This window comes from Afipia massiliensis, assembly GCF_001006325.2.
GTDB classification, from domain to species: domain Bacteria; phylum Pseudomonadota; class Alphaproteobacteria; order Rhizobiales; family Xanthobacteraceae; genus Afipia; species Afipia massiliensis_A.
In genome coordinates, this window is sequence record NZ_LBIA02000001.1 from 3,623,022 (window position 1) to 3,647,244 (window position 24,223).

Here is a 24,223-nt window from a genome sequence, read left to right on the forward strand (position 1 = left end):
TGGCGGTCACAATCCCGTGCCTTCCAACGCCGCCGACGCCACCCCACATGAGGGGTTCCCGGCGCGGGGCAAGTTGCCCTGAGCCGTCCTGAAGACCCTTCCTTGGAGTTCCCGATGTCCTTACGTTCGACCCGAATGACAGCCGCCGCGCTGTTGGCCACCGCTTTTGTCTGGCTGGCCGCAGCGCCTGTGGTGGCGGCTGACGAGCCGGACCTGATCTTCCGCCGCTCCACCGTCTTCAAGCTACTCAGCCCGGACGACAAACTCGCGACCTACGGAGTCGATGATCCGGCGGTCGAAGGCGTGGCGTGTCATTTCACGGTGCCGGAGAAGGGTGGTTACAAGGGCTGGCTCGGACTTGCCGAGGAGGTCTCGGACATCTCGCTGGCCTGCCGCCAAATCGGACCGATCCGCTTCAAGGCCAAGGCGGCTCAAGGCGAGGACATGTTCCGGCAGCGCCGCTCGCTGTTCTTCAAGAAGATGCAGATCGTGCGCGGCTGCGACGCCAAGCGGAACGTGCTGGTCTACATGGTCTACTCCGACAGGCTGATCGAGGGCTCGCCGAAGAACTCGACGTCCTCGGTCCCGGTCATGCCCTGGGGCAGCAACGACACCATCCAGAAATGCAGTGATTTCATTTCGGGATAGTCACTCGTGATGACGGTGGTGCGATCCGTCATTGTGAGGAGCGCTTGCCGTTTCCATCCCCGCTCGTCCCCGCGAAAGCGGGGACCCACGCACGCAACGCTGGATTCCCGCTTTCGCGGGAATGAGCAGAGAGGACACGTTCTCTAGTTCATCACGAACACACGCCAGCTCGCTCGCAATGACATCAGGCGATCAAGCCGCCGACTTGTTCTTGATCATGCCGACGATGGCGGTCAGCACCGCACCGGCAACGCCGCCGCCTGCAGCCTGTCCGATGATCGCGCCGATGTCCGGTGTCGCAGCCGTGTTGGCCAGCAACGGAATCAGCATTCCGAGAATCTGCCCGCCCACGCCGCCGCCGATAGCACCGGCGATGGTATTCCCTATGGTGCCAAGATCGATGTTCTTGGCCGCGCCGCCCACGACGTTTCCGCCGATGGCGCCGCCGATGATCTGAATCAGCAGGGTAACAAGCATGCCCGACATGATTTCGCCTCCCGGTCCGGATTGACGTTCATCACGACGGCGCCGGACTCATTCGCCGCGCTTTGCAACTGTAGGACGATGAAACCGGCGGTCACGCTGAAAGTGAGAATTCGTACGACGAAAAGCCGGGCGATAAGTCATCGAATTGTCTTGCGCGATTTCGAATCAGAAGTGACGCGCGGCGCTCTTGCGTTTGCGGGTGGTTTGATCGACCCTTGCCGGACAACCAAATGAAAATCAAAAGGGCGGATAACATGCGTCTCAAGAACAAGGTTGCGCTGGTCACGGGCGGCGCATCGGGATTTGGCGCGGCCATTGCGCGGCTTTTCGTGGACGAGGGCGCCAAGGTGGTGATCCTCGATCTGAACGGCGAGGGCGCGGCGCGCGTCGCCGCGAACACCGGCGGCGCTGTCGCGGTCGCTGGCGATGTCTCGAAGCGCGACGACATCGACAGGGCCGTCGCAACAGCGGTCGAGAAATTCGGACGGCTCGACATCGTGGTCAACAATGCGGGGTGGTCGTTTCGCAACAAGCCGATCATGGACGTGACTGAAGACGAGTTCGACCGCGTGTTCGCGGTCAACGTCAAGTCGATCTATCACATGACGAACGCGACCGTGCCGCTGATGCGCAAGCAGGGCGGCGGATGCATCATCAACATCGGCTCGACCGGCGGCATCCGTCCGCGTCCGGGGCTTACATGGTACAACGGCTCGAAGGGCGCGGTGAACCTGCTCTCCGGCGCGATGGCGGCGGAACTTGCGCCCGACAAGATACGGGTCAACTGCGTTGCGCCGGTGATGGGCGAGACCGCGTTGCTTGAAACATTCATGGGTGTGCCGGACACGCCGGAAAACCGCGCGAAGTTCATCGCGACGATTCCGCTCGGCCGTATGTCCCAGCCGGATGATATCGCCAAGGCGTGTGTCTATCTGGCGTCGGACGATGCGGATTTTATTACCGGCGTGGTGCTGCCGGTGGATGGCGGCCGAACGATCTAGCGCTTGCCCTTGCGGTCGACGCATTTGCGGGAAGCTTCGACGCCTGCTGCGGTGAGGCGAAGGCCTGACACTTCCTTGATCTGCCCCGAGGGGCAGGAGCCGTCATCGACATAGATCTTCTGGCCGAGCCGCAGGTTGGTGATGTCGGCTTCACGACCGACAATGTCGGCGCGAGCGGAGGCAGTCGTCGCAAGCGACAGGACTACTGCGAGCAAGAGCGTTCGTGGCGACGATACTGCGTTCATGCGTAGCTCTTGTTCTGGATCTTCAGCCCGTCGGGACCGACATTGATCTGCAGGCCCTGCGGCTTCTTGTTGTCCTGATAGACCTTGTAGCCGAGCACGCCGACCGCGATCACGAGTGCGCCGACGACGGCGTAGAGAATGTTGCGATTGTCCATGCGTGTCTCTCCAATGCGTCAATGCGAAACTGTTGATGAAAACAGGTTGATGGTGCCGACGCCGGCGATGATCAGCGCGAGGCCGATGACGGCGGGCATGTCGAGTTTCTGGCCGAACCAGACGAGGCCGACGATGGTGATCAGCACGATGCCGAGACCGGACCAGATCGCATAGGCGATCCCGACCGGCATGGTCCGCAGCACCAGCGACAGGAAATAGAACGACGCCGCGTAGCCGATCAATGTCAGGATCAGCGGCTTCGGTTTGGTGAATTGCTCCGACGCCTGAAGCGCGGCGGTGCCGATCACTTCAAGAATGATTGCGATGATGAGGTAGGCGAAGGTCATGCCTCATCGTAGTCGGGCCACCGCGATTCTCATAGGCAGCGGTTGCCTTGCGGACATGCGCAGACGCGGTCAGCCGGCGCATGTCGCAAGATGTGGGCGAAGGGAACCGGCACGCGCAAGTCGCGCGTGCCTAATGCTTCGCCACCGTTTCCCTGACTTCGGTACAGCACGCCGGGCATTCGTAAACGAAGTCGACTCTCGCCAGGTCCCAATGGGGCTGAACCTCCATGATCTGCATGGGAAGGCTCAGGCAGCTTGGACACACGGTCATCGCTGCGTGAAAGATCTGACGCTTTTGGTGATGCTGCGCATAGGCTGGCATGATTGCTCTCCTTTATCGTGGGAGCTCATTCTCAATCGCCGGCGAGACTTCATCGCAAGAGACTTCATTGATTGTCGCCGATGATGAACGATCCTATCGCGCAAGCCGCAAATGCCTCATCAACTCTTGCGAACGCACGAAGAACATCCGCACAAACTCGGCGTGTGTGACTAAATCTACACAGTTGGCGCCTTGGTTCGGTCATAATGTATCTGCGCTTTCGCGACATCGCTCATGTGTCGCTCGGCCCAGATCCGTAACGCGTCGACAGTTTCGCTCAGCGTGCGCCCCAGCGGCGTGATCGAATACTCCACCGTCACTGGAACAGTGGGCGTCACCTTGCGCGTCACGAGGCCGTCGCGCTCAAGACCTTTCAGAGTCTGAGATGCCATCTTCTGCGTAAGCCCGCCAATCTCGCGGCGCAGTTCGTTGAATCGCCATGGCCGGTGCGAGAGCAGGATCAGCAACAGCACGGTCCACTTGTCGGCGATGCGATCGAGCACAAGCCGCGTCGGGCAGTCCTGCGCGTAGGGATTAGCCGGCCAGTTGCCGCGCGAGGCCTTGGTCGCACGCGCAGATCTGGCGGGCGGTCTCTCGCGGGAGACCATGTCTCTGGAAAGTGCCTTCTTCACAGCGGCGCCGGCAGCGGGCATCTGATGTCCATTCGTTAGTTGGTATCGATTGGATACCACGTATCGCAAAGGACGTCATGATGAAAGTCGCATTGATCGGAGCCACCGGCCGCGCCGGTTCGCCCATCCTCCAGGAACTCGCCCGCCGCGGCCACGAGGTCACCGCCATCGTCCGCAATCCGGAAAAGGTTCAGGCGCAGGCCAACGTCACGCCGAAGAAGGGCGACGTGTTCAACAAGGATGATCTCACAGCGCTGCTCAAGGGACACGACGCGGTCATCAGCGCCGTGCATTTCCTGCAAAGCGATCCGCGCAAGCTGATTGACGCCGTGAAGGCGTCGGGCGCGAAGCGCTATCTGGTGGTCGGCGGTGCGGGCAGTCTCGAAGTCGCGCCCGGGGTTACGCTGGTTTCGACGCCGGAGTTTCCGGCGATCTACAAGGACGAGGCGACGAAGGGCGGCGAGTTCCTGAATCTGTTGCGGCAGGAGAAGGAACTGGACTGGACGTTTCTCTCGCCGTCGGCGCTGTTCTTTGAGGGGCCGCGCACCGGCACATTCCGCCTTGGCAAGGATCAGCTTCTGACCAATGATAAGGGCAGCAGCATCTCGTTCGAGGATTACGCCATCGCGCTGGTCGATGAAGTCGAGAAACCGGCGCATTCAAGGCAGCGGTTCACGGTGGGGTACTAACCCGACACGACGGCTCCTGCCCATCGTCATTGCGAGCGAAGCGAAGCAATCCAGTCCTGAGAAAGACAGAGGCTGGATTGCTTCGTCGCTTTGCTCCTCGCAATGACGGGGGCTGGAACAACTTACCTCCAACGTCATCGCATCCCTTCCAACGGCCCCTTAAAGTTGGCTACACTCGCGGCCAATAATCTGCGCGCAGACGCATGAAGGGACGAAACGCGATGGACGCCAAAACAACGACGAACGAGACCCAGCGCCGTATTCTCGATGCGGTCGACGATGCCTTCGACCGGCAGATCGAAACCACGAAGCAGTTTTCATCCATCCCCTCGACGCGCGGTGCGGAAGGCCCGTGTCAGGACATGATGGGCGACCTGCTGCGCGCGCGCGGCTATGAGGTCGATGACTGGCATATCGACACCGACGATCTGAAAGACCTGCGCGGCTATGGGCCAATCGAGCATGATTTCTCCAAGGCTCGCACGGTGGTCGGGACCTATCGTCCGGCGCGAGAGGCAGGCCGCTCGCTGATCCTGCAAGGCCACTGCGATGTGGTGCCGGCCGGTCCGCTCGACATGTGGGACACGCCGCCGTTCACGCCGACGGTCAAGGACGGCTGGCTGTATGGACGCGGCGCAGGCGATATGAAGTCCGGCACCATCGCCGCACTCTACGCGCTGGATGCGTTGCGCGCGGCGGGCCTGAAGCCGACGGCGCGAATTCATTTTCAGTCGGTCATCGAGGAGGAGAGCACCGGCGTCGGCGCGCTCTCGACGGTGCAGCGCGGTTATCGCGCCGACTGCTGTTTCATCCCGGAGCCGACCAACGGCAAGCTGGTTCGTTCGCAGGTCGGTGTGATCTGGTTTCGCCTCAAGGTGCGCGGCAAGCCGGTGCATGTGTTCGAGGCGGGGGCAGGGGCCAACGCGATCAAGGCGGCGTATCACCTCGTGCAGGCGCTTGAAGTGCTGGAAGAGGAATGGAACAGGCGCGCGGCCAGCGACAGGCACTTCAAGGTCGTCAAGCACCCGATCAATTTCAATCCCGGCATTATCAAGGGCGGCGACTGGGCCTCAAGTGTGCCGGCATGGTGCGACCTGGACTGTCGTATTGCCGTGCTGCCCGGCTGGTCGATCGCCGATCATCAGGCCGAGATTGTGGCCTGCGTCGAGGCGGCCGCGAAACGGCATCCGTTCCTGGCGAAGAACCCGCCGGCGGTGGAGTGGTCGGGCTTTCTCTCCGAAGGCTATGAACTGACGGACGCCGGCGAGTCCGAGGCTGTGCTGCGCTCAGTCCACGGGACCGTATACGGCGGCCCGTTGAAGGAGCTGGCGTTCACGGCGCTGACCGATACGCGGTTCTACGGCCTCAATGCGGGCATCCCGAGCCTGTGCTTCGGGGCGACGGCGGAGGCGATGCACGGCTTCAACGAGCGGGTCGAAATCGAATCGCTGCGCAAGACCACGCAGGCGATCGCGCTGTTCGTGGCGGGGTGGTGCGGCGTGGAGGCTGCATAGGACGCAGGATCACTTGCGCAAGCCAGCGAGCATCTCGGGGTCTGTCGAATTGCTCATGACGGGGAGAAAGCGAATGCGACGCTGTGTTTACGTTTTCGGCTTGCTCGTTTTGCTCACGACAGGCGCGGCCGCCCAAACAGTGTTGCCTGGTTTGATCCGCGCTCCAATCGCCATTGCGATCGATCTGCCCGATGGACGCAAGGTAACTCTCGAAGGTCTCGTGATCCGCCCCGACAGATCCGGGCGCTTCCCGCTGGTCGTCCTTATTCATGGGACGCCTCGCGGTGATGGCCCGACTTTTTTGGCGACGATTGCCCGCCAATCGCCAGCCCGACTTAACGGCCCGTCGGTTGCCTTCGCGCAACGAGGTTACGTGGCGGTCTCGATCATGCGCCGCGGTTTCGGACGTTCCGAGGGGCCGTATGCTGAACATATATCAGGAACATGCGACAATCGGGACTATCTGGAGGTGGCACGTACGGCAGGCGAGGATGTTGCCGGTGCGGTAGCGGCGCTTCGGCGTGAGCCTTGGGTGGACCCCGATCATGTGTTGCTGTTGGGCTGGTCGTCAGGCGGCCTGGCTGCGACTGCGGCTGCTGCGACCAATCCTGCGGGCGTCGTCGGCGTTCTGAGTGTCGCTGGTGGCCGCGGCTCTTTCGCACCAGGCCAAATTTGCAGCGCCGGCCGGCTGGTCGAGGGCTTCGGCGTGTTCGGCAAGACAGCGCGTGTCCCTGCGTTGTGGCTGTATTCCGAGAACGATCGTTACTTCAATGCGACACTGGCCCGCCAAATGTTCGAGGCCTACACAGCCTCGGGCGCTCCGGCGCAGTTACAGATGCTGCCGCCGTTCGGCACGGACGGTCACATGGTGCTGGATGCCGAGCCGATCGAAATTTGGTGGCAACCCGTTCAGACATTCCTGACCGCGTTGCATTTGCCAACGTCGGTGGTGGTGGAGTTACCTCCGTTGGCTGATCTTCCACCGCCGACGCCCATAAATGCTGCGTGCGCAGCCTTCTTCAATCGGTATTATTCCGCGCGCACCGACGTCAAGGCGTTTGCCGTCAACCCCGAAGGGCATTGCGGCTCCAGCGTTATGGCGCGATCGCGCGACGAAGCTAAGGAAGAGGCGATGACGCGATGCGCGCGGGCCTGGAAGGATTGCCGGCTCTATGCGGTCGGGCAGGAATTGGTCGAGCGCTCCAACTAGCGAGTGGCGGAGCGCCCGGAGCTTCATCCATCGCTTTAACTGATCTGTTGCCTGAGGAAGGTCTTCATCTTTTTCCTGAATGTGAGGAGCGGCAGCGTGACCCTGCTTGAAATGATCCAGTCGCGGCCGATGCCGTTCGCCGCCCTGATGGGCGTGACTTTCACGCAGGCCGAGAAGGACAGGGTGGTCGCGACTATGGTGGTGCGCGAGGACCTCTGCACGCTGGGACATGCGATCCACGGCGGTGCGGTGATGGCCTTTGCCGATTCCGTCGGCGCGGCCGCAACCATCATCAACCTGCCGCCGGACGCCAAGGGCACCACCACCATCGAGAGCAAGACCAATTTCACCGGGGCGGCCAAGGCCGGGACGACCGTCACGGCGACCGCAACCGCCATCCATCTCGGGCGGCGCACCCACGTCTGGCAGACCCGGATCGAGACCGGCGAGGGCAAGCTGGTCGCTGTGGTCACCCAGACCCAGTTGATCCTGTGATTGGTCCAATCTCAAGTTGTCCGGGCAGGGACTGGGCCGATTCCGGACGTTGAAATACGACGCCTTCACACGTTTTTGGAAGGTGTTGCCCTGCCGCTATATCGTTGGCTCGGTGTGGCCACGTAAGCTCCCTCGGTATTTTTGACTCGTTGGTATTTGAGGCTTCGGGGGTTCTAATGCGGACAATTTTTCTGTCGACCGCTGCAGCGCTGGCGACTGTTTCGTTCGCCCATGCAGCTGACTTGCCAAGCCGCACCTACACGAAAGCGCCGGCTGCGGTTTCAGCCTATAGCTGGACCGGGTTCTATGTCGGTGGCGGCTTTGGCTACGGAATGGTCAATGAAGAAACCAGCTCAGCAGCTCTAAATGGCCTTTTTGCAAATAGCGGTCTGAACAACGCTGCGAAAGGTTGGTTCGGAACGGTCAGCGCCGGTTACGACTATCAATTCACGGATCGTATCGTCGCGGGTGTGTTCGGAAACTATGATTTTTCGGACATCAAGGGCACGTATTCGCTGGCAAACGCGACTGCACCTTTCTCGCCATTGGGCGGTGAGGAAAAGCTCAGTTCGACATGGGCTGTCGGCGCCCGCCTTGGCTGGCTTTTCGATGAAAAGACACTGACCTATGTCAGCGGCGGTTACACCCAGGCCAGGTTCGATTCCATCAACATCGCTCAACTCAACGGTATTCCGGCGGTCCCTCCTGGTGTTTCCTTCACCTTGGGCTCACGGACCGTGGATGGTTGGTTCTTGGGCACCGGTATCGAAACGAAGCTGGATTTCCTGCCTGGGGACGGCTGGTTTGCGCGGACCGAATATCGGTATGCGCGCTACGATGCGGCATCCGCTCCTCAGTTGGTCAATGGCGGCCCGTTCAATGCGGTCGTTACGATGCGTCCCGACGTGCAGACTGTACGGACGGAGCTGACGTATAAATTCAATCCGTTCGGCGCGCCGAAAACTTATGCACCGCCTGTTCGGAGCTTCACCTCTGCTCCAACATCGTGGACCGGCATCTACATCAGCGGTGGCGGCGGGTACGGCCTCGCCAGTGTCGCGCAGTCCAATTTTGGCGCTCTTCCGTTACATGCCAACATGGGTGCGAAGGGTGCGTTCGGCACCATCGGCGGCGGCATCGACTATCAGTTCAGCAACCGCATCGTTGCTGGTGTTCTCGCCAATTATGATTTCGCCAACATTCACGGCACCGCCGACACACTTTTCTATACGAACCCGACAGACCCGATCGGTGCCGCGACAAAGTTGAGTTCGTCCTGGGCCGTTGGTGCGCGCGCCGGCTGGCTGATCACGCCGAAGACGCTGACGTATATTAACGGTGGTTACACCGAAGCGAAATTTGACGGGTCTCCGGCTGCAAGTCTTTTAACCGGTTTGCCTGAAGCGCCGGGCGACAATGTGCCCGGCCATACTCACAAGGGCTGGTTCCTCGGCAGCGGCGTCGAAACCAAGCTTGACCTTCTTCCCGGCAACGGCTGGTTCCTGCGCTCGGAGTATCGCTACGCGGAGTATGACAGGGTCAACACCGTCGCCACTCTTGGCGGAGCGCCCATTGCTATGTCGTTCAAGCCGACGGTCCAGACCGTCCGGACCGAGTTGAGCTACAAGTTCAATTGGGACGGGCCAGTTGTCGCGAAGTACTGAACGCCTCTCTCCACGCAAAAGCCCGGCTAGGCCGGGCTTTTTCATTTTTGAAGACTGGCCGCTTGGCTCGCGGTGGTCACCCAGACCCAGTTGATCCTGTGATAAATTAACCCCACGCGGCGAAATACTGCGCAATTTGGCCTCTAAACAGGCAGTTCCGCCGCCTGAACAAGTAACTGTGAGGTTTGCCGCGTTGCGCAATCGCGGCAGATTCGGATAGATCAGCCCCCAGATTTGAAGCGTGAAGAGAACAGGTCCTTCCTGCGGGCGCAGCGTTGCGCATCGCTGACCGAGAAACGTCAAATATGAATGCGCTCGTCCGGATTGCCCTGAGCCGACCCTATACTTTCGTCGTACTGGCACTTCTGCTGCTGATTGTCGGGCCGCTCGCGGCCTTGCGTACACCGACCGATATTTTCCCCGAGATCCGGATTCCGGTGATCGGCGTGGTCTGGTCCTATACCGGCCTGCCGCCGGACCAGATGTCGGGCCGCATCGTGACGCCGTTCCAGCGCGCACTGACCACGACTGTCAACGACATCGAGCACATCGTCGCCAATTCTTACAACGGCACCGGCGTCATCAAGATCTTCTTTCAACCCAACGTCGATATCCGCACCGCCAACGCGCAGGTGACCGCGATCTCGCAGACGATGCTCCGGCAGTTGCCGCAGGGCGCCACGCCGCCGCTGATCCTGAATTACAATGCTTCCACGGTGCCGATCGTCCAGCTTGCGCTGGCAGGCGAAGGACTGACCGAGCAAAACCTGTTCGACTTTGCCACCAACCAGTTGCGAACGCCGCTGGTGACGGTGCCCGGTGCCGCGATCCCATGGCCGTACGGCGGCAAGCAGCGCCAGATCCAGATCGACCTCAACCCGAGCGCGATGCAGGCGCTTGGTCTGTCGGGGCAGGACGTCGCAAACGCGCTGGCCGCGCAAAACCTGATCACGCCTGTCGGCACCCAGAAGATCGGCGACTTCGAATACAACATCCGGCTTAACAACTCTCCGCTGAAGATCGAAGAGCTTGGCAACCTGCCGATCAGGGTCGTGAACGGGGCCACCGTCTATATCCGCGACGTGGCGACGGTGCGTGACGGCAATCCGCCGCAAACCAATATCGTTCACGTCGACGGCAACCGCTCCGTGCTGATGATGGTGCTGAAGGCCGGCGCGACATCGACGCTGGACATCATCTCCGGCATTAAACAGAAGGTCGCCGATATCAAGGATTCGATGCCTGACTCGCTCAGGGTCTCGTTCATCGGCGATCAGTCGATCTTCGTGCGCGGCGCCATCGCCGGCGTCGCCTTTGAGGGCGTGCTCGCCGCGGTGCTGACCAGCATCATGATCCTGCTGTTCCTGGGAAGCTGGCGTTCGACCATCATTATCGCGGTCTCGATCCCGCTGTCGGTGCTCGGCGCGATCATTTGCCTCGCGGCGATCGGCGAGACGCTCAACATTATGACGCTTGGCGGCCTCGCGCTCGCGGTCGGCATTCTGGTCGACGACGCGACCGTGACCATCGAGAACATCAACTGGCATCTGGAGCAGGGCAAGGAGGTCGAGGAATCGATCCTCGACGGCGCGCGTCAGATCGTGACGCCGGCGTTCGTATCGCTGCTGTGCATCTGCATCGTGTTCGTGCCGATGTTCTTCCTCACCGGCGTGTCTCGCTTCCTGTTCGTGCCGATGGCGCTCTCGGTGATGTTCGCCATGGTGTGGTCGTTCATCCTGTCGCGCACGCTTGTGCCGACGATGGCGAAGTACCTGCTGCACAAGCACGCCCATGACGAGCACGGCAATGCCGCGGAAAAGCCGCCCACCCGCAATCCGCTGGTGCTGTTCCAGCGCGGCTTCGAGGCCCGGTTCGAGAAATTTAGGGCGGGCTATCACGGCCTGCTTGAGATGGCGCTCGCTCACCGGCCGATATTCGTCACGGGCTTCCTCGCCTTCGTTGCGCTGTCGTTCCTGCTTGTGCCGTTCCTCGGCCGCAACTTCTTCCCGTCGGTCGATACCGGCCAGATCCTGATCCACGTCCGCAACCAGATCGGCACCCGTGTCGAGGAAACTGCGAACCGGCTGGCCGACATCCAGAAGGCGATCCGGCAGGTCATCCCGCCCGACAACATCGACACCATGGCCGATAACATCGGGATGCCGAACAGCAGCATCAACATGACCTACAACAACACCGGCGTGATCGGTCCGCAGGACGGCGACATCCAGATCAAGCTGAAGGGCGATCACCGCCCGACCGACGACTATGTCCGCGAACTGCGCGAGAAGCTGCCGCGCGAATTCCCCGGCGTCTCCTTCGCATTCCTGCCGGCCGACATCGTCAGCCAGATTCTGAACTTCGGCGCGCCGGCTCCGATCGATCTTCAGGTGCGCGGCAATAATGCCGAGGGGAATTTCAAGTACGCCAACGATCTGCTGCGGCGGATCAGGCTCATTCCCGGCGTAGCGGACGCGCGGATCCAGCAGTCGCCGAACAGTCCGGGCTTCAATGTCGATGTCGATCGGACCCGCGCGCAGTATGTCGGGCTGACGGCGCGCGACGTCACCAACAGCATGGTCGTCAATCTCGCCGGCAGTTCGCAGGTGGCGCCGACGTTCTTCCTCAATCCCGAGAACGGCGTGTCGTATTCCATCGTGATGCAGACGCCGCAGTATCGGATCGACTCGCTGAACAAGCTCGAGGCGCTGCCGATTTCATCGGCGGGGATGGCGACGCCGCCGATCCTCGGCAGCATCGCCAACATCAACCGCTCATCCTCCAGCGCCGTGGTGTCGCAGTACGACATCCAGACCATGGTCCAGATCTATGCGACGCCGCAGGGGCGCGATCTCGGCGCGGTGGCGAAGGACATCAACAAGGTTATCGCCGACACCGCGAACGATGTTCCCAGGGGCAGCCGCGTGGTTCTGCTCGGGCAGGTGGAAACCATGAACAACGCCTTCGCGGGGCTGCTGTTCGGCCTGCTAGGCGCCATTGTGCTGATCTACCTTCTGATCGTGGTCAACTTCCAGTCGTGGTCCGATCCGTTCGTGATCATATCGGCGCTGCCGGCGGCACTGGCGGGGATCGTCTGGTTCCTGTTCGCGACCCACACCACGCTGTCGGTGCCCGCGCTGACCGGCGCGATCATGTGCATGGGCGTGGCGACGGCGAACTCCGTGCTGGTCATCGCCTTCGCCCGTGAGCGTTATGAGGAATTGGGCGACCCGATCGCCGCCGCGCTCGATGCCGGTTTCGTTCGGTTCCGGCCGGTGCTGATGACCGCGCTGGCGATGATCATCGGCATGACGCCGATGGCGCTGGGACTGGGCGAGGGCGGCGAGCAGAACGCGCCGCTCGGACGCGCCGTGGTCGGCGGGTTGATTTTTGCGACATTTGCCACGTTGATGTTCGTGCCAGTGCTGTTCAGTATGGTTCACAAGAAGATGCCCGCAAAACCTGCGATGGCACCGGAGATTGTTCATGCGACCTGATCAGGGCTCACGCGTGTCGCCGCGCAAGCTAAGGCTCTACGGCACCGTCGCCATCGGCGTGCTGACTGCCGTGGTCGTCACTGGCATCATCACCCGCTCGAAGGGCGACGCCCAGCTCAAGGAATGGACCGATGCGCAGGCCGTGCCGTCGGTGGCGGTGACGCTGCCCGGGACCAAGCCGCTCAACGCCACGCTCGAGCTGCCGGGCCGGCTGGAAGCCTATTCCCGTGCGCCGATCTATGCGCGGGTCAGCGGCTACCTGAAAGGCTGGAAGTCCGACATCGGCGCGCAGGTCAAGGCCGGGCAGGAACTGGCTGAAATCGAAGCCCCGGATCTCGACCAGCAGCTGCTGCAGGCGCGCGCGGACCTGGCCAACGCACAGGCCGCCGCCAAGCTGTCGGCCGCGACGCTGGCCCGCCGCAAGACGCTGCTGGCGTCGAACTTCGTTTCGCAGCAGGAGATCGACGAGCGCTCGGCCGACCTCGCCAGCAAGGAAGCGCAGGTCAAGTCGCAGCAGGCCAATGTCGAACGTCTCGAGGCGCTCGCCGCCTACAAGCTCGTGACCGCGCCGTTCGACGGTGTCGTCACCGAACGCAACACCGACGTCGGTGCGCTGATCAGCGGCGGCACCGGTTCGGGTGCCGCGATGTTTGTCGTGTCCAACGTCAGCAAGCTGCGGCTCTATGTGAACGTGCCGCAGAGCTATCTGCCCGCCATCAAGATGGGCGCGAAGGCGACGGTCACGGTCCCGGAATATGCCAACCGGACCTTCCCGGCGACCATCGAGGCCTCCGCGCAGTCGGTGGACGTGTCATCCGGCACCACGCGGATGCAGCTGGCCATCGAAAACCCGAAGGGCGAATTGCGCCCCGGCGCCTACGCCAACGTCAAGCTATCCCTGTCGAGCGACGTGCAGCCCCTGAGCATTCCGGCAAGCGCGCTGGTGTTCAATAGCAGCGGTCTGCGCGTGGCGACGGTCAACGCGGGGGACAAGGTACTGTTCAAGACCATCACCATCGCCCGCGATCTCGGCCGCGAGATCGAGATCGCCTCCGGCCTGTCGCCGGACGACCGGGTCATCGTGACCCCGCTCGACGGTATCGCCGACGGCGATCAGGTCCGCATTGCGGGCGCGGGCAAGAATGGCAAGGACGGCAAGCCGCGGACCAGTTCCAACAGCACCACCAAGACCGAGTAGCGCCGCGCGCGTCTCCGTGTCACGCTGCAACGGTTCCTGGAGGGGTCCATGCAGTCGCTTTTGGAGATGACCGGCAGCTTTCGGCTCGGGCCGCATTTCATCGCTCTCGCAGTGGCTTACGTGCTGGCGCTGCCAATCGGATGGAACCGGGAAAAGGCGGAGCGAAGCGCCGGACTGCGGACGTTCCCGCTGGTGGCGCTGGCGACCTGCGGCATCGTCCAGGCCACGGAGCACATCCTCGAGGGCCACCCGGAGGGCACTGCGCGCATCATCGAAGGCTTGATGACGGGCATGGGCTTCATCGGCGGCGGGGCGATCCTGAAAACCGAGAATTCGGTGCGTGGTACCGCCACTGCCGCCAGCCTCTGGGCGACCGGGGCCACCGGCGCGGCGGTCGGGCTCGGCGCTTACGACGTCGCCGTGATGATCTCCCTGTTCACGTTCCTCACGCTCTGGCTGCTTGCTCCTTTCAAGCAGGAAGGCAGCGAAGAGGAAAAGAAGTAGCCGCGCAGCGAGTGTTCTGCGCGCGATCGCGCTTAGAATCCGCGAAGCATTCGCGCGCGGCCGGCCACCGGGACCGTGTCTACTTTCCGACCTTGCCCGGATAACCGGGACTGGAGGTGCTGTCGCCTGGCAGGCCGCTCGGGTACGCGCCGGTCCCGATCGATCCGGGCGTCGAGGTATTCGGCACGCCGGGCTGGTTGATGCCGGTATTGCGACCGGTCGTTCCGGTGGCTGGCGCCGACGATGGAGGCGGGGTCGCGGGCGAGACGCCCGGTGAACCGGCCGCCGAACCGCCCGGCGAAGACGGGGGAGCAACCTGGGCGGAGGCCGCCAGCGTCGATGCCGCGAGCGATGCCGCCACCAATGTCGTCAGGAGCAATTTACGTCGCATTAGAACCTCCGTTGCTATTGGAGGCCCAACACATCGCGGCTTGTCCCGTTCCGGAATTTGCTATGACGTGTTCGCGAAGGCGTGCCGTAAAAATTTTCACGGTGCCGCTGTTCACGTCTTGGAACCTTCACTGAAACCGAGCATTGTGTTGTCCGTCGGTGTTGTCTGCCGGCTTTTGGGATGAGCGTCATGCGTACCGTCGTCGCCCTCGCGTTTCTATGCGGTGTGTCCGCGCCTTGCATGGCGCAGGAAATGTCACCCAACTTCTTGAAAAAAGAACCTTATTTCCTCTCACCGTGGTCCGTCGTCTATGTCGATAACGGCACCTGCGGGGTCGGTAAGGTGATGAAGGTCACGGGCGCGATCGGCGCGCTCCGCCGCAAGAAAGTCTGCGTCCCGATGGGACCGGAGCAGGCATCGCGAACATTCGCGACGCCCTGATCGCCGGTTATCGGCGTCGTTTTCTCCAGAGTTCGACCAGCGGACCCCGTTGTCCGTACACCGGGTCTGTCTCCGGCAGGGCAACTTGCGGGATCATCCGGATCGCCAGGCGATAGTTCTCCGCCGTCGGGCGCGTGACCTGCATCTGCTGGCCGGGCGGATAGGCGCCGACCACGGCGAAATCGTTGCTGGCCGACAGGCACTGATGGCCGGTGCCGGCGGGCAAAATGGCGACATCGCCCTTTCTGATCTCGAAATCCTCACCATGGTTGCCGCCGAAGCGGACAAGCGCGCGGCCGCGCGTGACGCCCAGCACTTCATGGACCGTCGCGTGATAGTGCAGATAGTCGAAGATGCCGTTGCGCCAGCTCTGACCCCAGCCGTTCGCGTGAAACATTTCTTCCATAGTCTGCTCCGGATCGCCGTCAACGGCGACGGCTCCCTTGTAGAGCAGGAACGGCAGCGGGCTGTTCGGGACCAGTCCGTCATCGGGGAAGATGAAGGACACGGGGCTAACCTTGAACGACGCCGTCGGTGGATCGGAGTTATAGATTGCAGGCATGGGGGCTAATCCATGTTTCCGTCATTCAGATAGGGGATTTTGCCGGCGGCAAAAGCCTGCGCGGCGGGGTGCAGGAAATAACGCCTTGACCGTGACTATGTTCCGCGAAACCGGTGCCTCATGAAGAAGGGCGCCGCGATTTTTCGCGACGCCCTGATAGTTGCAGAAGCCTGACGGCGTAAGTTGCGTCAGTCGGCTCTCATGACTTCGCCGAACTGATCCCAGCTTTTGCCATTCCAGCGCTGCATCTGCATCTGTGTGTAAGCCTGGTTCACTTCAGGTGTTGTATTGACCTTGATGCCGGGCAGAACTGTCGGCAACACAAAGTCCTTGAAGCTCTTGCTTTGCTTTACGATGTTTTCGCGGGACAGATCGCTGCTGCTCTGCTTGATGAGTTGTTCAAGGATCATGCCCTGCTGGTATCCGTACATGTAGTTCTGGTCGGCGAGGTCCGCGCCGGGCAGATACTTGTTGAAGAACGCGACGAAATCCTTCACGCCCTGATCGTCCTTCCACTTCGGATCGGTCGGATCCTTCTGGAAGCCAGCCGTCACGACGCCTGTCACCTTGTCCAGGCCGACCGGCGCGAACGTATTGCCGATCGAGGCCGCGACGAAGTTAACGAGAGTGAGGGGCTTCCAGCCCATCTCGTTCATCTTGCGCAAGGCTTGCGCCGCGAACTTCGGAGTGCCTGCGATGAGGAGGGCGTCCGGTGCGCTGGCCCTCAGGTTGACGACCTGTGAATCCACTGTCGGGTCGGCAACCTCGTAGGCCATTGCCACGACCTTGGACGCGTATTCGTCCTTGTAGACCGCTTTCATCGCGACGACGAAATCCTTTCCGAGGTCGTCGTTCTGGTAGAGGACTCCGACTTTCGCGTTGGGCAACTGGGCGCGGAAGTACTTGGCGTAAATCTTCCCCTCGGTGTCGTAGCTCGGCAGCGCCGTCGTAGTCAGCGGGTAGTCCTTGCTGTCGGTGAATTTGGTCGCGCCGGTGGTGATGAAGGTGTCCGGAACCTTCCTGCCGGTGATGTATTTGATGGTCGCCGAGTTCGACGGAGTTCCGAGCTGGCCGAACATGAACGAGACTTCGTCGCTCTCGATCAGCTTGCGCGTATGTTCCACGGCCTTCGGCGGGCTGTAGGCGTCATCGTAGGTGATCAGGTTGACCTTGCGGCCATTGATGCCGCCACGGTCATTGACCTGATTGACGTAGGCGATCAGCCCCTTGCCGGCGTTGCCGAGCGATGAGGCAGGGCCGCTGAACGGGAAGGTCGCTCCGACCTTGATTTCCGTTGCGGTGACGCCAGGGGCATCGGCGGCGACTGCAGCCGCGGTCAGCGTGAGCGATGCGGCCAGCGCGGCGAATAATATCCTCGACATAGTGGTTTCTCTCCCGTGAGCCGCCCGTCTACCCGATGCGGACTATTAGTTCGATTTTAGAACTTTAAACTAGCTTCGGCGAAATCAAGGAGCAAGTGGAAAGAATCCATATTTTAAGGAGATTTATGCGGCATAAGCGCCGTCACTCGTCGCAAAGACGATGCTATAGTATCAATTTTGGACTATTGATTGGCTCGGCTGTCTGCGGTTTGCCGCCAGCGGATGCCGTCCGCGTCAGCGATGCTCGGTAAATTCGTAGCGGTCGAGGATCAGGGTGTTGAAGAAGTCGCCCTTCGAGGGAGCCCGGCAGAACTGGAAGTAGACCTCACCGGGAACGCCGAAATAGCTGTAGGACCGGCCGCTCGTGAAAGTGACGTGAAGCTCGCGCGCGGGCGCGTTATACTCGATGCGCGAAATCACGCTTGATGCGACCTGCGGCATGCGGTCCTCGTTGCTTTCACTCGTCCCGATATGGGAAGCGAAACGTCCCGTACCAACCCTGAGATCGTCAACCTCTGCACGTGCCGAGAGATCACAGATGAGCCCGACCACCGTCACACCGAAAACCACCACCAAGACCAAGACCGAGGTCAAGCTGCAGCGGCCGCCGCTCTACAAGGTGATCCTGCTCAACGACGATTATACGCCGCGCGAATTCGTCGTCAGTGTGCTGAAGGCGGTTTTCCGGATGGGTGAGGAGACGGCGAGCCGCGTGATGCTGACGGCGCATCAGAAGGGCGCCTGCGTGATCGCGGTCTACACGCGCGACGTCGCCGAGACCAAGGCCAAGGAAGCGACTGAACTCGGCAAGGCCAAAGGCTATCCGCTGTTCTTCACGACCGAGAAGGAAGAGTAGCGGGGCGAAAACCTTCACGATCATGGCTGCCAGTCGTGGGCGTTGCCTTGCCTGAGCGCCGCGTCAAGCGGTAGCGTGGATCGATGACATCCGATCCCGCGAAGATTCTCCTGCCCTTGCTCACCTGCATCGAGACACTCAGTCTCATTGCGCGTCACTTCGATCCGTCCGCGCTCGGTGAGGTGATGGAGGCGGTCGGCGCGCCGGATGCGGCCTTGCGCGCGGACTATTCGGACTTCAAGCCATCCGATGCATCCGACGATGTCGGCAAGCGCCTTGTCGCCGCCAGCGACGAAGCGCTGGCCGGGTTCGCCGCATTGCGTGTGGCCGCTTTGCAGGGCGATGTCCGCGCGGTGTTTCGCGCCTTGCGTCATTTGCCGCGCGCGCAGGAAGCGCTCTATCCGCTCGCATCGATGATCCCGGCGGTAAACGGGTTCTTCCTCGATCCATCGCTGCGAAGCGATGCGGAAGCATTGGCGCACCGCATGCAGCCGCCCCGCGAGAACGAGACCGGCGTGATGCATGTCGACAACGAGCCGCGCACGCGCGGCGGCTTCTCGCTCTATGTGCCGGAAAACTACACGCCGGATCGCGCGTGGCCGCTGGTGGTGGCGCTGCACGGCGGCAGCGGGCATGGCCGCGGTTTTCTCTGGAGCTGGCTACGCGATGCGCGCTCCTTCGGTGCGATCCTCGTTGCGCCGACCTCGGCGGGCAATTCGCTCGGCTCGACATGGGCGCTGATGGGCGACGACACCGACACGCCGAACCTAGCGCGTATCGTCGCCACAATTCGCACGCGATGGAACGTCGATCCGAAGCGCCTGCTGCTGACCGGCATGAGTGACGGCGGCACGTTCTGCTATGTCAGCGCGCTCGATAACGGTTCACCGTTCACGCATCTTGCGCCGGTGTCCGCGACCTTCCATCCGATGCTGATCTCGATGGCGGACGCCGGGCGGATGCAGGGGCTGCCGATTTTCCTGACCCACGGCGCACTGGACTGGATGTTTCCGGTCGAGGTCGCGCGGCAGGCACAGCGCGCGCTGAGCGCGGCGGGCGCGAACGTGACCTATCGCGAGATCGACGATCTTAGTCACACCTATCCGCGCGAGATCAACGCGCCGCTGCTGGATTGGCTGAAGGCGTAGCCGGGCGGATGATTGTCGGGATATACTGATTGCAGGAAATCCCGAGATCCTCATGACCCTTTCCGCAAGTTCCATTGCCGCAAGTTTAGGCATCGCCGCATTCGTGTGGATGGCGACAGCGCATGCGCCGCTGCGCGCGCAATCCGCCGATCTCGTGCTGTGCGACCGGCTCGCCGCCGATCCCGCCGACCCGGACAAGCCTGCGGATGCGAAGGGCGTTGCCGCTGTCGCCGCAGCCGATGTCGCAACCGCGATCAAGTTCTGCAAGCAGGCGTCGGGTTCGCGCCGCGCAATGTATCAGCTTGGCCGCGCCTATGCCGCGAACCGCCAGAGCACGGAGGCCATCGGTGCCTGGCGCAAGGCCGCCGACAAGGGCAGCACCTCGGCGATGGTCGAACTTGGCGTCGCTTACGCGACCGGCGCGGGCGTGGCCAAGGACGAAGCTGCAGCGGCCAAGCTGTTCGAGCGCGCGGCGCTGGGCGGCAATCCGCGCGGCGTCAGCAACCTTGCGGCCCTCTCGGGAAAGGGCGGTGCCGCGCCCGCCGATGCAGCCCGGTCGCGCAGCCTGCTGGCGAAGGCAGCCGAGACCAATGCCGAGGCGCAGTTTCAACTGGGGTTGATGTTGCAGGATGGCGTCGGCGGTCCGAAGGACGACGCGGGCGCGCGCAACCTGTTCGAGAAGGCAGCGGCGCAGGATCATCCCGGCGCGCTGGAGCGCATGGGAGCTTTCGCGAAGGACGGCCGGGGAGGCGCGCAGGATTCCGGCGCGGCGAAAACCTATTACGAGAAAGCCGCAGCGCTCGGCAACGACGAGGCCAAGGCGGCGCTCAAGCGTGCGCAGTGTCCCTATGTGCTCAAGGACAAGTCCGGCAAGGTCGTGACCAACCTCTGCTTCTGACGGGACGCGGCTGTTCAGCCCGTCCGCCGCTCGCGCACGACCTGCGAGCTAATCGCGGTTTCCACCGCGCGATGACGCGGCCGCTCGGCGGCATCGGGACTGAAGCGGAAAATCTCGAGACTGCGCAGATGCGTCGTGGCGCGCGACGTAAATATTGGCGTGTCGCCCGCGATCGCACGGATGGTCTCGGTGCCGCAGCCCGAGCAGGCATAGGTGAACTCGAGCTTGGTCATCGCCCAGCGGACGTCCATGACGTCCATCAGGTGTTTGGCGCAGCCAGGACACACGATCACCGCCGGCCGGGCATCCCGGAGCGCAACATTTGTCAGCATCTGAACTCTCCCTCCAGACCAGGGATGACGCGACTCACGGACAAACGCCGAAAGACCACAGGTATTTGAAGGCGCTTGCGAAATCGCAATGGCCGACGAGGCGTCAGTGTACTCCTATGCGGGGGACCGCTCCCGTGAACTGTTGCGATATGCACAGGAAAGGCGGGCCTGCTAGACTACCGGAGCGTGTGGGTTGTAAGGCGAGCCGGGGAACCCGATGGCTAGCTGGAGCGGGAGAGGCGAACGATGAAACGGCTGACATTCCTTGCAGCGGCATTTGCCGTCCTGACCGGCGCGGACACGTCGCCGGTGTCCGCGCAGAGCTTCCAGAGTTTCACCTGCGCCGACGGCGCACGCTTCGTTGCGCTTCTGGATACGAAGGTCGCGAACGTCCAGATCGACGGCAAGGCCGTGGCGCTGAGGAAGCGGTTCACCCTGACGGGTGCGCGCTACACCGGTCGGGGCATTACGCTGACCATGAACAAGAAAGGCACCTTGCTCAGGCACGGCAAGCGAGGGCCGACTGTATGCACCAGGACATAATCTAGCGCGGCGCTATCTCAAACCGCCGCAGACGGCGGTTCTTTCGCACCATGCACACGCATCATCCACTGGCGATACTTGCCGGGCTCGCGGCGCTTGAGGGCGGGCCATGTCCACGACATCGCGCGCCTGGCGTTGCCGTCCTTGTCCGCTAGCCAGATCCGTCCGATGCTCAGAGGGATCGGCGTTTCGTCGATGGGGTGCCAGGTCTGATAATCGTCGGCCCGCGCCCGCCGAAGTCGCTTCCAGATCGCCATCGACAAACCTCGCAATCGGCTTGCAGAAAAATGCTTCTCAGAAACGAGGGCATCATGTCGCAACGGGGCCTGTTTTGAAAGCTTCGAGTGCTTCGTCGCGGCGGGTTCGTGAAGACGGGCAAGGGCATTCGATCTGGTGTATTGCGGCACCCGGATTTCGCTCCGCGTCTTCCGGCGCTGGGCTATTGACCGCTCTCGGCCAGAGCCCTGAGACATGGCTTGCTGAGCTTGGCGCGGTTTTCTTTCAGGCATCCCAAAATTGCGAAATCGTCCTCCTTCATCACCGGACGGCAATGACGGGACACATCCTTTGAACAGGCGCGCTGCTGGTCGGATGTTCCGCCGCGTCGAGAGTCCTGGGCGAAAGCGGCGGTGACGGTTGCGGAAAGCACGGCAGCGATGAGGATCGTTCGAACCATTGCTCTTGCTCCTCAGTCAGGGACAGGCCGGAGCACGGAATGATGACCGCGCCATTTCAAACCCAAAACGCGGGTAGTTGTTCCACTCCCTCCGGATTACGCCGCGCTCCAATCCGGGCTACGCTTTCTGCCGTCCCGCAACCGGAGCGCGCCCATGACCGACCGCATTCTCGTGCTCTATGGCTCCTATCGGTCCGACCGGATGGGCATTCGCCTCGCGGATTTTATCGTCAAGGGTCTGCGCGACCGGAGCGTCGATGCCGAACTGATCGACGCGAAAGCCATCGGCCTGCCGATGCTGGACCGGATGTACAAGGAGCATCCGAAAGGCACAGCGCCCGCCGCGATGGAAGAACTCGCGCAGAAGATCATCGCTGCCGACGGCTTTGTGTTCGTGACCGGCGAATACAACTGGGGCCTGCAGCCGGGCCTGAAGAATCTCACCGATCATTTTCTGGAGGAATGGTTCTGGCGCCCGGCGGCCATCGCCAGCTATTCGGCGGGACGGTTTTCCGGCGCGCGGGCTGCGCTGGCGTGGCATGGCACGCTGTCGGAGATGGGCATGGTGGTAACCTCGAGCACCATCGCGGTCGGACCGATTGGACAATCGCTCTCTGAAGCAGGAGAGCCGACCGGCGAGGGTGGCAAGGCGCTCGCAAGATCGTTTCCGCGCTTCGCCGATGATCTGATGTGGTGGGTCGAGGCCGCAAAGGCGCAGCGCGCGAAGAAAGCGCCGCCGTACTGAGGGGCAAACCCCTAACTTCCGCTCATCGGGCGAGCATTCGATTTATCCCGCTCATCCCCGCGCATGCGGGGATCCAGAGGGCGGCGCCACGTGAACTCTTCCCTATGTCCTGACAAGCCAGCATCATCCTTGCGGATACGCGTCTGTTCCGCGCTTATTTCGTTCCCGTGAACTCGCCGAGAACCTGCAAGTACATCATCGCGTTCAGCATCGTTGCGCCGATCACCAGCGCCAATGCAATGCCGAGATTGAATCCTGGTCCGAAGGCACGGGGTCCGCGGATCGCGCGCATCGCGGGCAGCAGCGCGCCGAGAAGGAAGATGAAGCCGAACGGCATCACCGCGACCCATTCGAAGCCGTCGCCTTTGGGATTGGTGTGGGCCGCGATGAAGCGGAACGTCCAGAGCCAGAACACGGTGTTCGCCGCCGCAATCGCCAGCACGGTGGCGCGGATCGTCGGCGTCTCCCAGTCGGAGACCGGCGGCAGCGGAGGGGGCGTGGAGGTCATGACAAAGTCTCGTTGGATGTCGCTTCTTTCGTCGTCCGGCGGAGGAACCGGGTTCATGAGCGGACGGCCCGTCCGTGTTAGCTGTAGCGCAGCCGGGCAGGGCGGAGTAGATACCCGGTCCATGGACGAGACGCGGCCGGGCCGTATGGCGAACCCATGCGGCGTAAAGGTTTGCCGCCGGATTGAAGCAATGAAAGGACAAGAGACATGATTGAGACCGTTGGCATCATCGGAGCCGGCACCATGGGTAACGGCATCGCGCAGATCTGCGCGGCTGCGGGTCTTCAAGTCGTGATGGTGGACATCTCCGACGCGGCTGTATCGCGCGGTGTCGCGACGGTCGGCAGCAGCCTCGATCGGCTGGTCAAGAAAGAGAAGATGACCACCGCCGACCGCGACGCCGTGCTGGCGCGGATCAACGGGACGACCGACAAGTCCAAACTGTCCTCATGCGATCTGGTGATCGAGGCCGCGACAGAGAACGAGGATCTGAAAATCAAGATCCTCAAGGACCTCTGCGCGAACCTGCAGCCGCGCGCGCTGGTCGCCACCAACACCTCGTCGATCTCGGTCACCCGGCTTGCGGCGGCGACGGATCGTCCGGATCGCTTCATCGGCATGCACTTCTTCAATCCGGTGCCGGTGATGCAACTGCTCGAACTGATCCGCGGCCTGCAGACCTCCGACGACACCCACGCCAAGGCGCTCGCTTTCGCGCAGCGCGTCGGCAAGGTGGCGGTCACCGCCAAGAACAGCCCGGGCTTCGCGGTCAACCGCATCCTGTGCCCGATGATCAACGAGGCGGTGTTCGCGCTGCAGGAAGGCATTGCCACCGCGGAAGAGATCGACGCCGGCATGAAGCTCGGCTGCAATCATCCGATCGGCCCGCTGGCGCTGGCCGACATGATCGGTCTGGACACCATGCTGTCGGTGATGGAGGTGTTCTACACCGGATTCAACGATCCGAAGTACCGGCCCGCGCCGCTGCTGAAGGAGATGGTCGATGCCGGACTCCTCGGCCGCAAGACCGGGCGCGGGTTCTACGAGTACGGCAAGGCGGGCTGAGCCCGCCGGACCTCTGCAGCGTTTTCGAGCGAAGCGGGTACCGGTTCGCCTGAAAAAAGCGCTAAATG

The 24,223-nt window shown here is 62.2% G+C and carries 29 protein-coding genes; 17 read left to right on the forward strand and 12 right to left on the reverse strand.

The genetic code is table 11. From position 1 onward, the window contains the following. Positions 1-114 precede the first annotated feature (114 nt). Complete coding sequence (locus YH63_RS17535) at positions 115-648, forward strand: CreA family protein (RefSeq protein WP_046826492.1); 534 nt, start codon at positions 115-117, stop codon at positions 646-648. Positions 649-840: 192 nt separating this feature from the next. Here the strand turns inward: YH63_RS17535 and YH63_RS17540 are convergent, their stop codons facing one another. Then, positions 841-1,134, reverse strand: coding sequence for a hypothetical protein (locus tag YH63_RS17540; protein WP_083992533.1), 294 nt, complete (start codon positions 1,132-1,134; stop codon positions 841-843). Positions 1,135-1,388: 254 nt separating this feature from the next. Here YH63_RS17540 and YH63_RS17545 point away from each other — a divergent pair, with 254 nt between their 5' ends. Further along, positions 1,389-2,135, forward strand: coding sequence for an SDR family oxidoreductase (locus tag YH63_RS17545; protein ID WP_046826491.1), 747 nt, complete (start codon positions 1,389-1,391; stop codon positions 2,133-2,135). Here YH63_RS17545 and YH63_RS17550 read toward each other — a convergent pair. The 4 genes from YH63_RS17550 to YH63_RS17565 form a co-directional block, all read right to left on the reverse strand. Next, on the reverse strand, positions 2,132-2,380 hold the full coding sequence (locus tag YH63_RS17550; RefSeq protein WP_046826490.1) for a DUF6719 family protein: 249 nt from the start codon (positions 2,378-2,380) through the stop codon (positions 2,132-2,134). The genes YH63_RS17545 and YH63_RS17550 overlap by 4 nt on opposite strands. After that, positions 2,377-2,535, reverse strand: a complete 159-nt coding sequence (locus YH63_RS21685) for a hypothetical protein (protein ID WP_170978707.1) — start codon at positions 2,533-2,535, stop codon at positions 2,377-2,379. The genes YH63_RS17550 and YH63_RS21685 overlap by 4 nt, the downstream gene beginning before the upstream one ends. Before the next feature lie 18 nt (positions 2,536-2,553). Further along, entirely contained in the window at positions 2,554-2,883 is a 330-nt protein-coding gene (locus YH63_RS17555) for a DMT family transporter (RefSeq protein WP_046826489.1), read from the reverse strand. A 498-nt stretch (positions 2,884-3,381) separates the two neighbouring features. Next, positions 3,382-3,708: a winged helix-turn-helix transcriptional regulator gene (locus tag YH63_RS17565; protein WP_246658148.1), complete on the reverse strand. Its 327-nt coding sequence runs from the start codon at positions 3,706-3,708 to the stop codon at positions 3,382-3,384. Positions 3,709-3,914: 206 nt separating this feature from the next. Between YH63_RS17565 and YH63_RS17570 the strand changes: the two genes are divergently transcribed. The 8 genes from YH63_RS17570 to YH63_RS17605 all read left to right on the forward strand — a co-directional run bounded on the left by YH63_RS17570 (position 3,915) and on the right by YH63_RS17605 (position 14,608). Next, positions 3,915-4,526 (forward strand): NAD(P)-dependent oxidoreductase, encoded by a 612-nt coding sequence (locus YH63_RS17570; RefSeq protein ID WP_046826486.1) that lies wholly within the window; start codon positions 3,915-3,917, stop codon positions 4,524-4,526. Between the two features lie 221 nt (positions 4,527-4,747). Then, complete coding sequence (locus tag YH63_RS17575) at positions 4,748-6,040, forward strand: ArgE/DapE family deacylase (RefSeq protein ID WP_046829431.1); 1,293 nt, start codon at positions 4,748-4,750, stop codon at positions 6,038-6,040. 73 nt (positions 6,041-6,113) lie between these two features. Beyond that, a complete protein-coding gene (locus tag YH63_RS17580) occupies positions 6,114-7,250 on the forward strand; it encodes an alpha/beta hydrolase family protein (protein WP_046826485.1) in 1,137 nt (378 codons plus the stop codon). Between the two features lie 96 nt (positions 7,251-7,346). Continuing rightward, entirely contained in the window at positions 7,347-7,745 is a 399-nt protein-coding gene (locus YH63_RS17585) for a PaaI family thioesterase (protein ID WP_046826484.1), read from the forward strand. Between the two features lie 149 nt (positions 7,746-7,894). Then, entirely contained in the window at positions 7,895-9,409 is a 1,515-nt protein-coding gene (locus YH63_RS17590) for an outer membrane protein (protein ID WP_137325236.1), read from the forward strand. A 305-nt stretch (positions 9,410-9,714) separates the two neighbouring features. Next, positions 9,715-12,906: an efflux RND transporter permease subunit gene (locus YH63_RS17595; protein WP_137325237.1), complete on the forward strand. Its 3,192-nt coding sequence runs from the start codon at positions 9,715-9,717 to the stop codon at positions 12,904-12,906. After that, a complete protein-coding gene (locus YH63_RS17600) occupies positions 12,896-14,104 on the forward strand; it encodes an efflux RND transporter periplasmic adaptor subunit (protein WP_046826481.1) in 1,209 nt (402 codons plus the stop codon). The genes YH63_RS17595 and YH63_RS17600 overlap by 11 nt, the downstream gene beginning before the upstream one ends. Before the next feature lie 48 nt (positions 14,105-14,152). Further along, positions 14,153-14,608: an MgtC/SapB family protein gene (locus YH63_RS17605; RefSeq protein ID WP_046826480.1), complete on the forward strand. Its 456-nt coding sequence runs from the start codon at positions 14,153-14,155 to the stop codon at positions 14,606-14,608. 79 nt (positions 14,609-14,687) lie between these two features. Here YH63_RS17605 and YH63_RS17610 read toward each other — a convergent pair whose 3' ends face one another. After that, complete coding sequence (locus YH63_RS17610; RefSeq protein WP_046826479.1) at positions 14,688-14,999, reverse strand: hypothetical protein; 312 nt, start codon at positions 14,997-14,999, stop codon at positions 14,688-14,690. Positions 15,000-15,188: 189 nt separating this feature from the next. Between YH63_RS17610 and YH63_RS17615 the strand changes: the two genes are divergently transcribed. Next, a complete protein-coding gene (locus YH63_RS17615) occupies positions 15,189-15,440 on the forward strand; it encodes a hypothetical protein (RefSeq protein WP_046829430.1) in 252 nt (83 codons plus the stop codon). A 7-nt stretch (positions 15,441-15,447) separates the two neighbouring features. On the opposite strand, the gene YH63_RS17620 is transcribed toward YH63_RS17615, so the two are convergent. The 3 genes from YH63_RS17620 to YH63_RS17630 form a co-directional block, all read right to left on the reverse strand. Continuing rightward, on the reverse strand, positions 15,448-16,002 hold the full coding sequence (locus YH63_RS17620) for a cupin domain-containing protein (RefSeq protein WP_046826478.1): 555 nt from the start codon (positions 16,000-16,002) through the stop codon (positions 15,448-15,450). Between the two features lie 188 nt (positions 16,003-16,190). Further along, on the reverse strand, positions 16,191-17,384 hold the full coding sequence (locus YH63_RS17625; protein ID WP_046826477.1) for an ABC transporter substrate-binding protein: 1,194 nt from the start codon (positions 17,382-17,384) through the stop codon (positions 16,191-16,193). A 234-nt stretch (positions 17,385-17,618) separates the two neighbouring features. Beyond that, positions 17,619-17,825 (reverse strand): KTSC domain-containing protein, encoded by a 207-nt coding sequence (locus YH63_RS17630; protein WP_046826476.1) that lies wholly within the window; start codon positions 17,823-17,825, stop codon positions 17,619-17,621. Between the two features lie 97 nt (positions 17,826-17,922). Here YH63_RS17630 and clpS point away from each other — a divergent pair, with 97 nt between their 5' ends. The 3 genes from clpS (at position 17,923) to YH63_RS17645 (ending at position 20,286) form a co-directional block, all read left to right on the forward strand. Further along, the gene (gene clpS / locus YH63_RS17635) at positions 17,923-18,240 is read left to right on the forward strand and encodes an ATP-dependent Clp protease adapter ClpS (RefSeq protein ID WP_046826475.1); all 318 of its coding nucleotides are present in this window, start codon (positions 17,923-17,925) and stop codon (positions 18,238-18,240) included. A gap of 83 nt (positions 18,241-18,323) precedes the next feature. Continuing rightward, on the forward strand, positions 18,324-19,388 hold the full coding sequence (locus YH63_RS17640) for a phospholipase (RefSeq protein WP_046826474.1): 1,065 nt from the start codon (positions 18,324-18,326) through the stop codon (positions 19,386-19,388). Positions 19,389-19,497: 109 nt separating this feature from the next. Continuing rightward, positions 19,498-20,286 (forward strand): tetratricopeptide repeat protein, encoded by a 789-nt coding sequence (locus YH63_RS17645; protein WP_046829429.1) that lies wholly within the window; start codon positions 19,498-19,500, stop codon positions 20,284-20,286. Positions 20,287-20,300: 14 nt separating this feature from the next. On the opposite strand, the gene YH63_RS17650 is transcribed toward YH63_RS17645, so the two are convergent. Next, entirely contained in the window at positions 20,301-20,618 is a 318-nt protein-coding gene (locus YH63_RS17650; protein ID WP_046826473.1) for a hypothetical protein, read from the reverse strand. A 246-nt stretch (positions 20,619-20,864) separates the two neighbouring features. Here YH63_RS17650 and YH63_RS17655 point away from each other — a divergent pair, with 246 nt between their 5' ends. Further along, positions 20,865-21,161 (forward strand): hypothetical protein, encoded by a 297-nt coding sequence (locus YH63_RS17655; protein WP_046826472.1) that lies wholly within the window; start codon positions 20,865-20,867, stop codon positions 21,159-21,161. Positions 21,162-21,178: 17 nt separating this feature from the next. On the opposite strand, the gene YH63_RS17660 is transcribed toward YH63_RS17655, so the two are convergent. Continuing rightward, positions 21,179-21,418, reverse strand: coding sequence for a hypothetical protein (locus YH63_RS17660; protein WP_046826471.1), 240 nt, complete (start codon positions 21,416-21,418; stop codon positions 21,179-21,181). 573 nt (positions 21,419-21,991) lie between these two features. Between YH63_RS17660 and YH63_RS17670 the strand changes: the two genes are divergently transcribed. Then, the gene (locus YH63_RS17670; RefSeq protein ID WP_046826470.1) at positions 21,992-22,582 is read left to right on the forward strand and encodes an NADPH-dependent FMN reductase; all 591 of its coding nucleotides are present in this window, start codon (positions 21,992-21,994) and stop codon (positions 22,580-22,582) included. Between the two features lie 154 nt (positions 22,583-22,736). Here the strand turns inward: YH63_RS17670 and YH63_RS17675 are convergent, their stop codons facing one another. Continuing rightward, positions 22,737-23,090: a hypothetical protein gene (locus YH63_RS17675; protein ID WP_046826469.1), complete on the reverse strand. Its 354-nt coding sequence runs from the start codon at positions 23,088-23,090 to the stop codon at positions 22,737-22,739. A gap of 207 nt (positions 23,091-23,297) precedes the next feature. Here YH63_RS17675 and YH63_RS17680 point away from each other — a divergent pair, with 207 nt between their 5' ends. Beyond that, positions 23,298-24,155 (forward strand): 3-hydroxybutyryl-CoA dehydrogenase, encoded by an 858-nt coding sequence (locus YH63_RS17680; RefSeq protein ID WP_046826468.1) that lies wholly within the window; start codon positions 23,298-23,300, stop codon positions 24,153-24,155. Positions 24,156-24,223 lie beyond the last annotated feature (68 nt).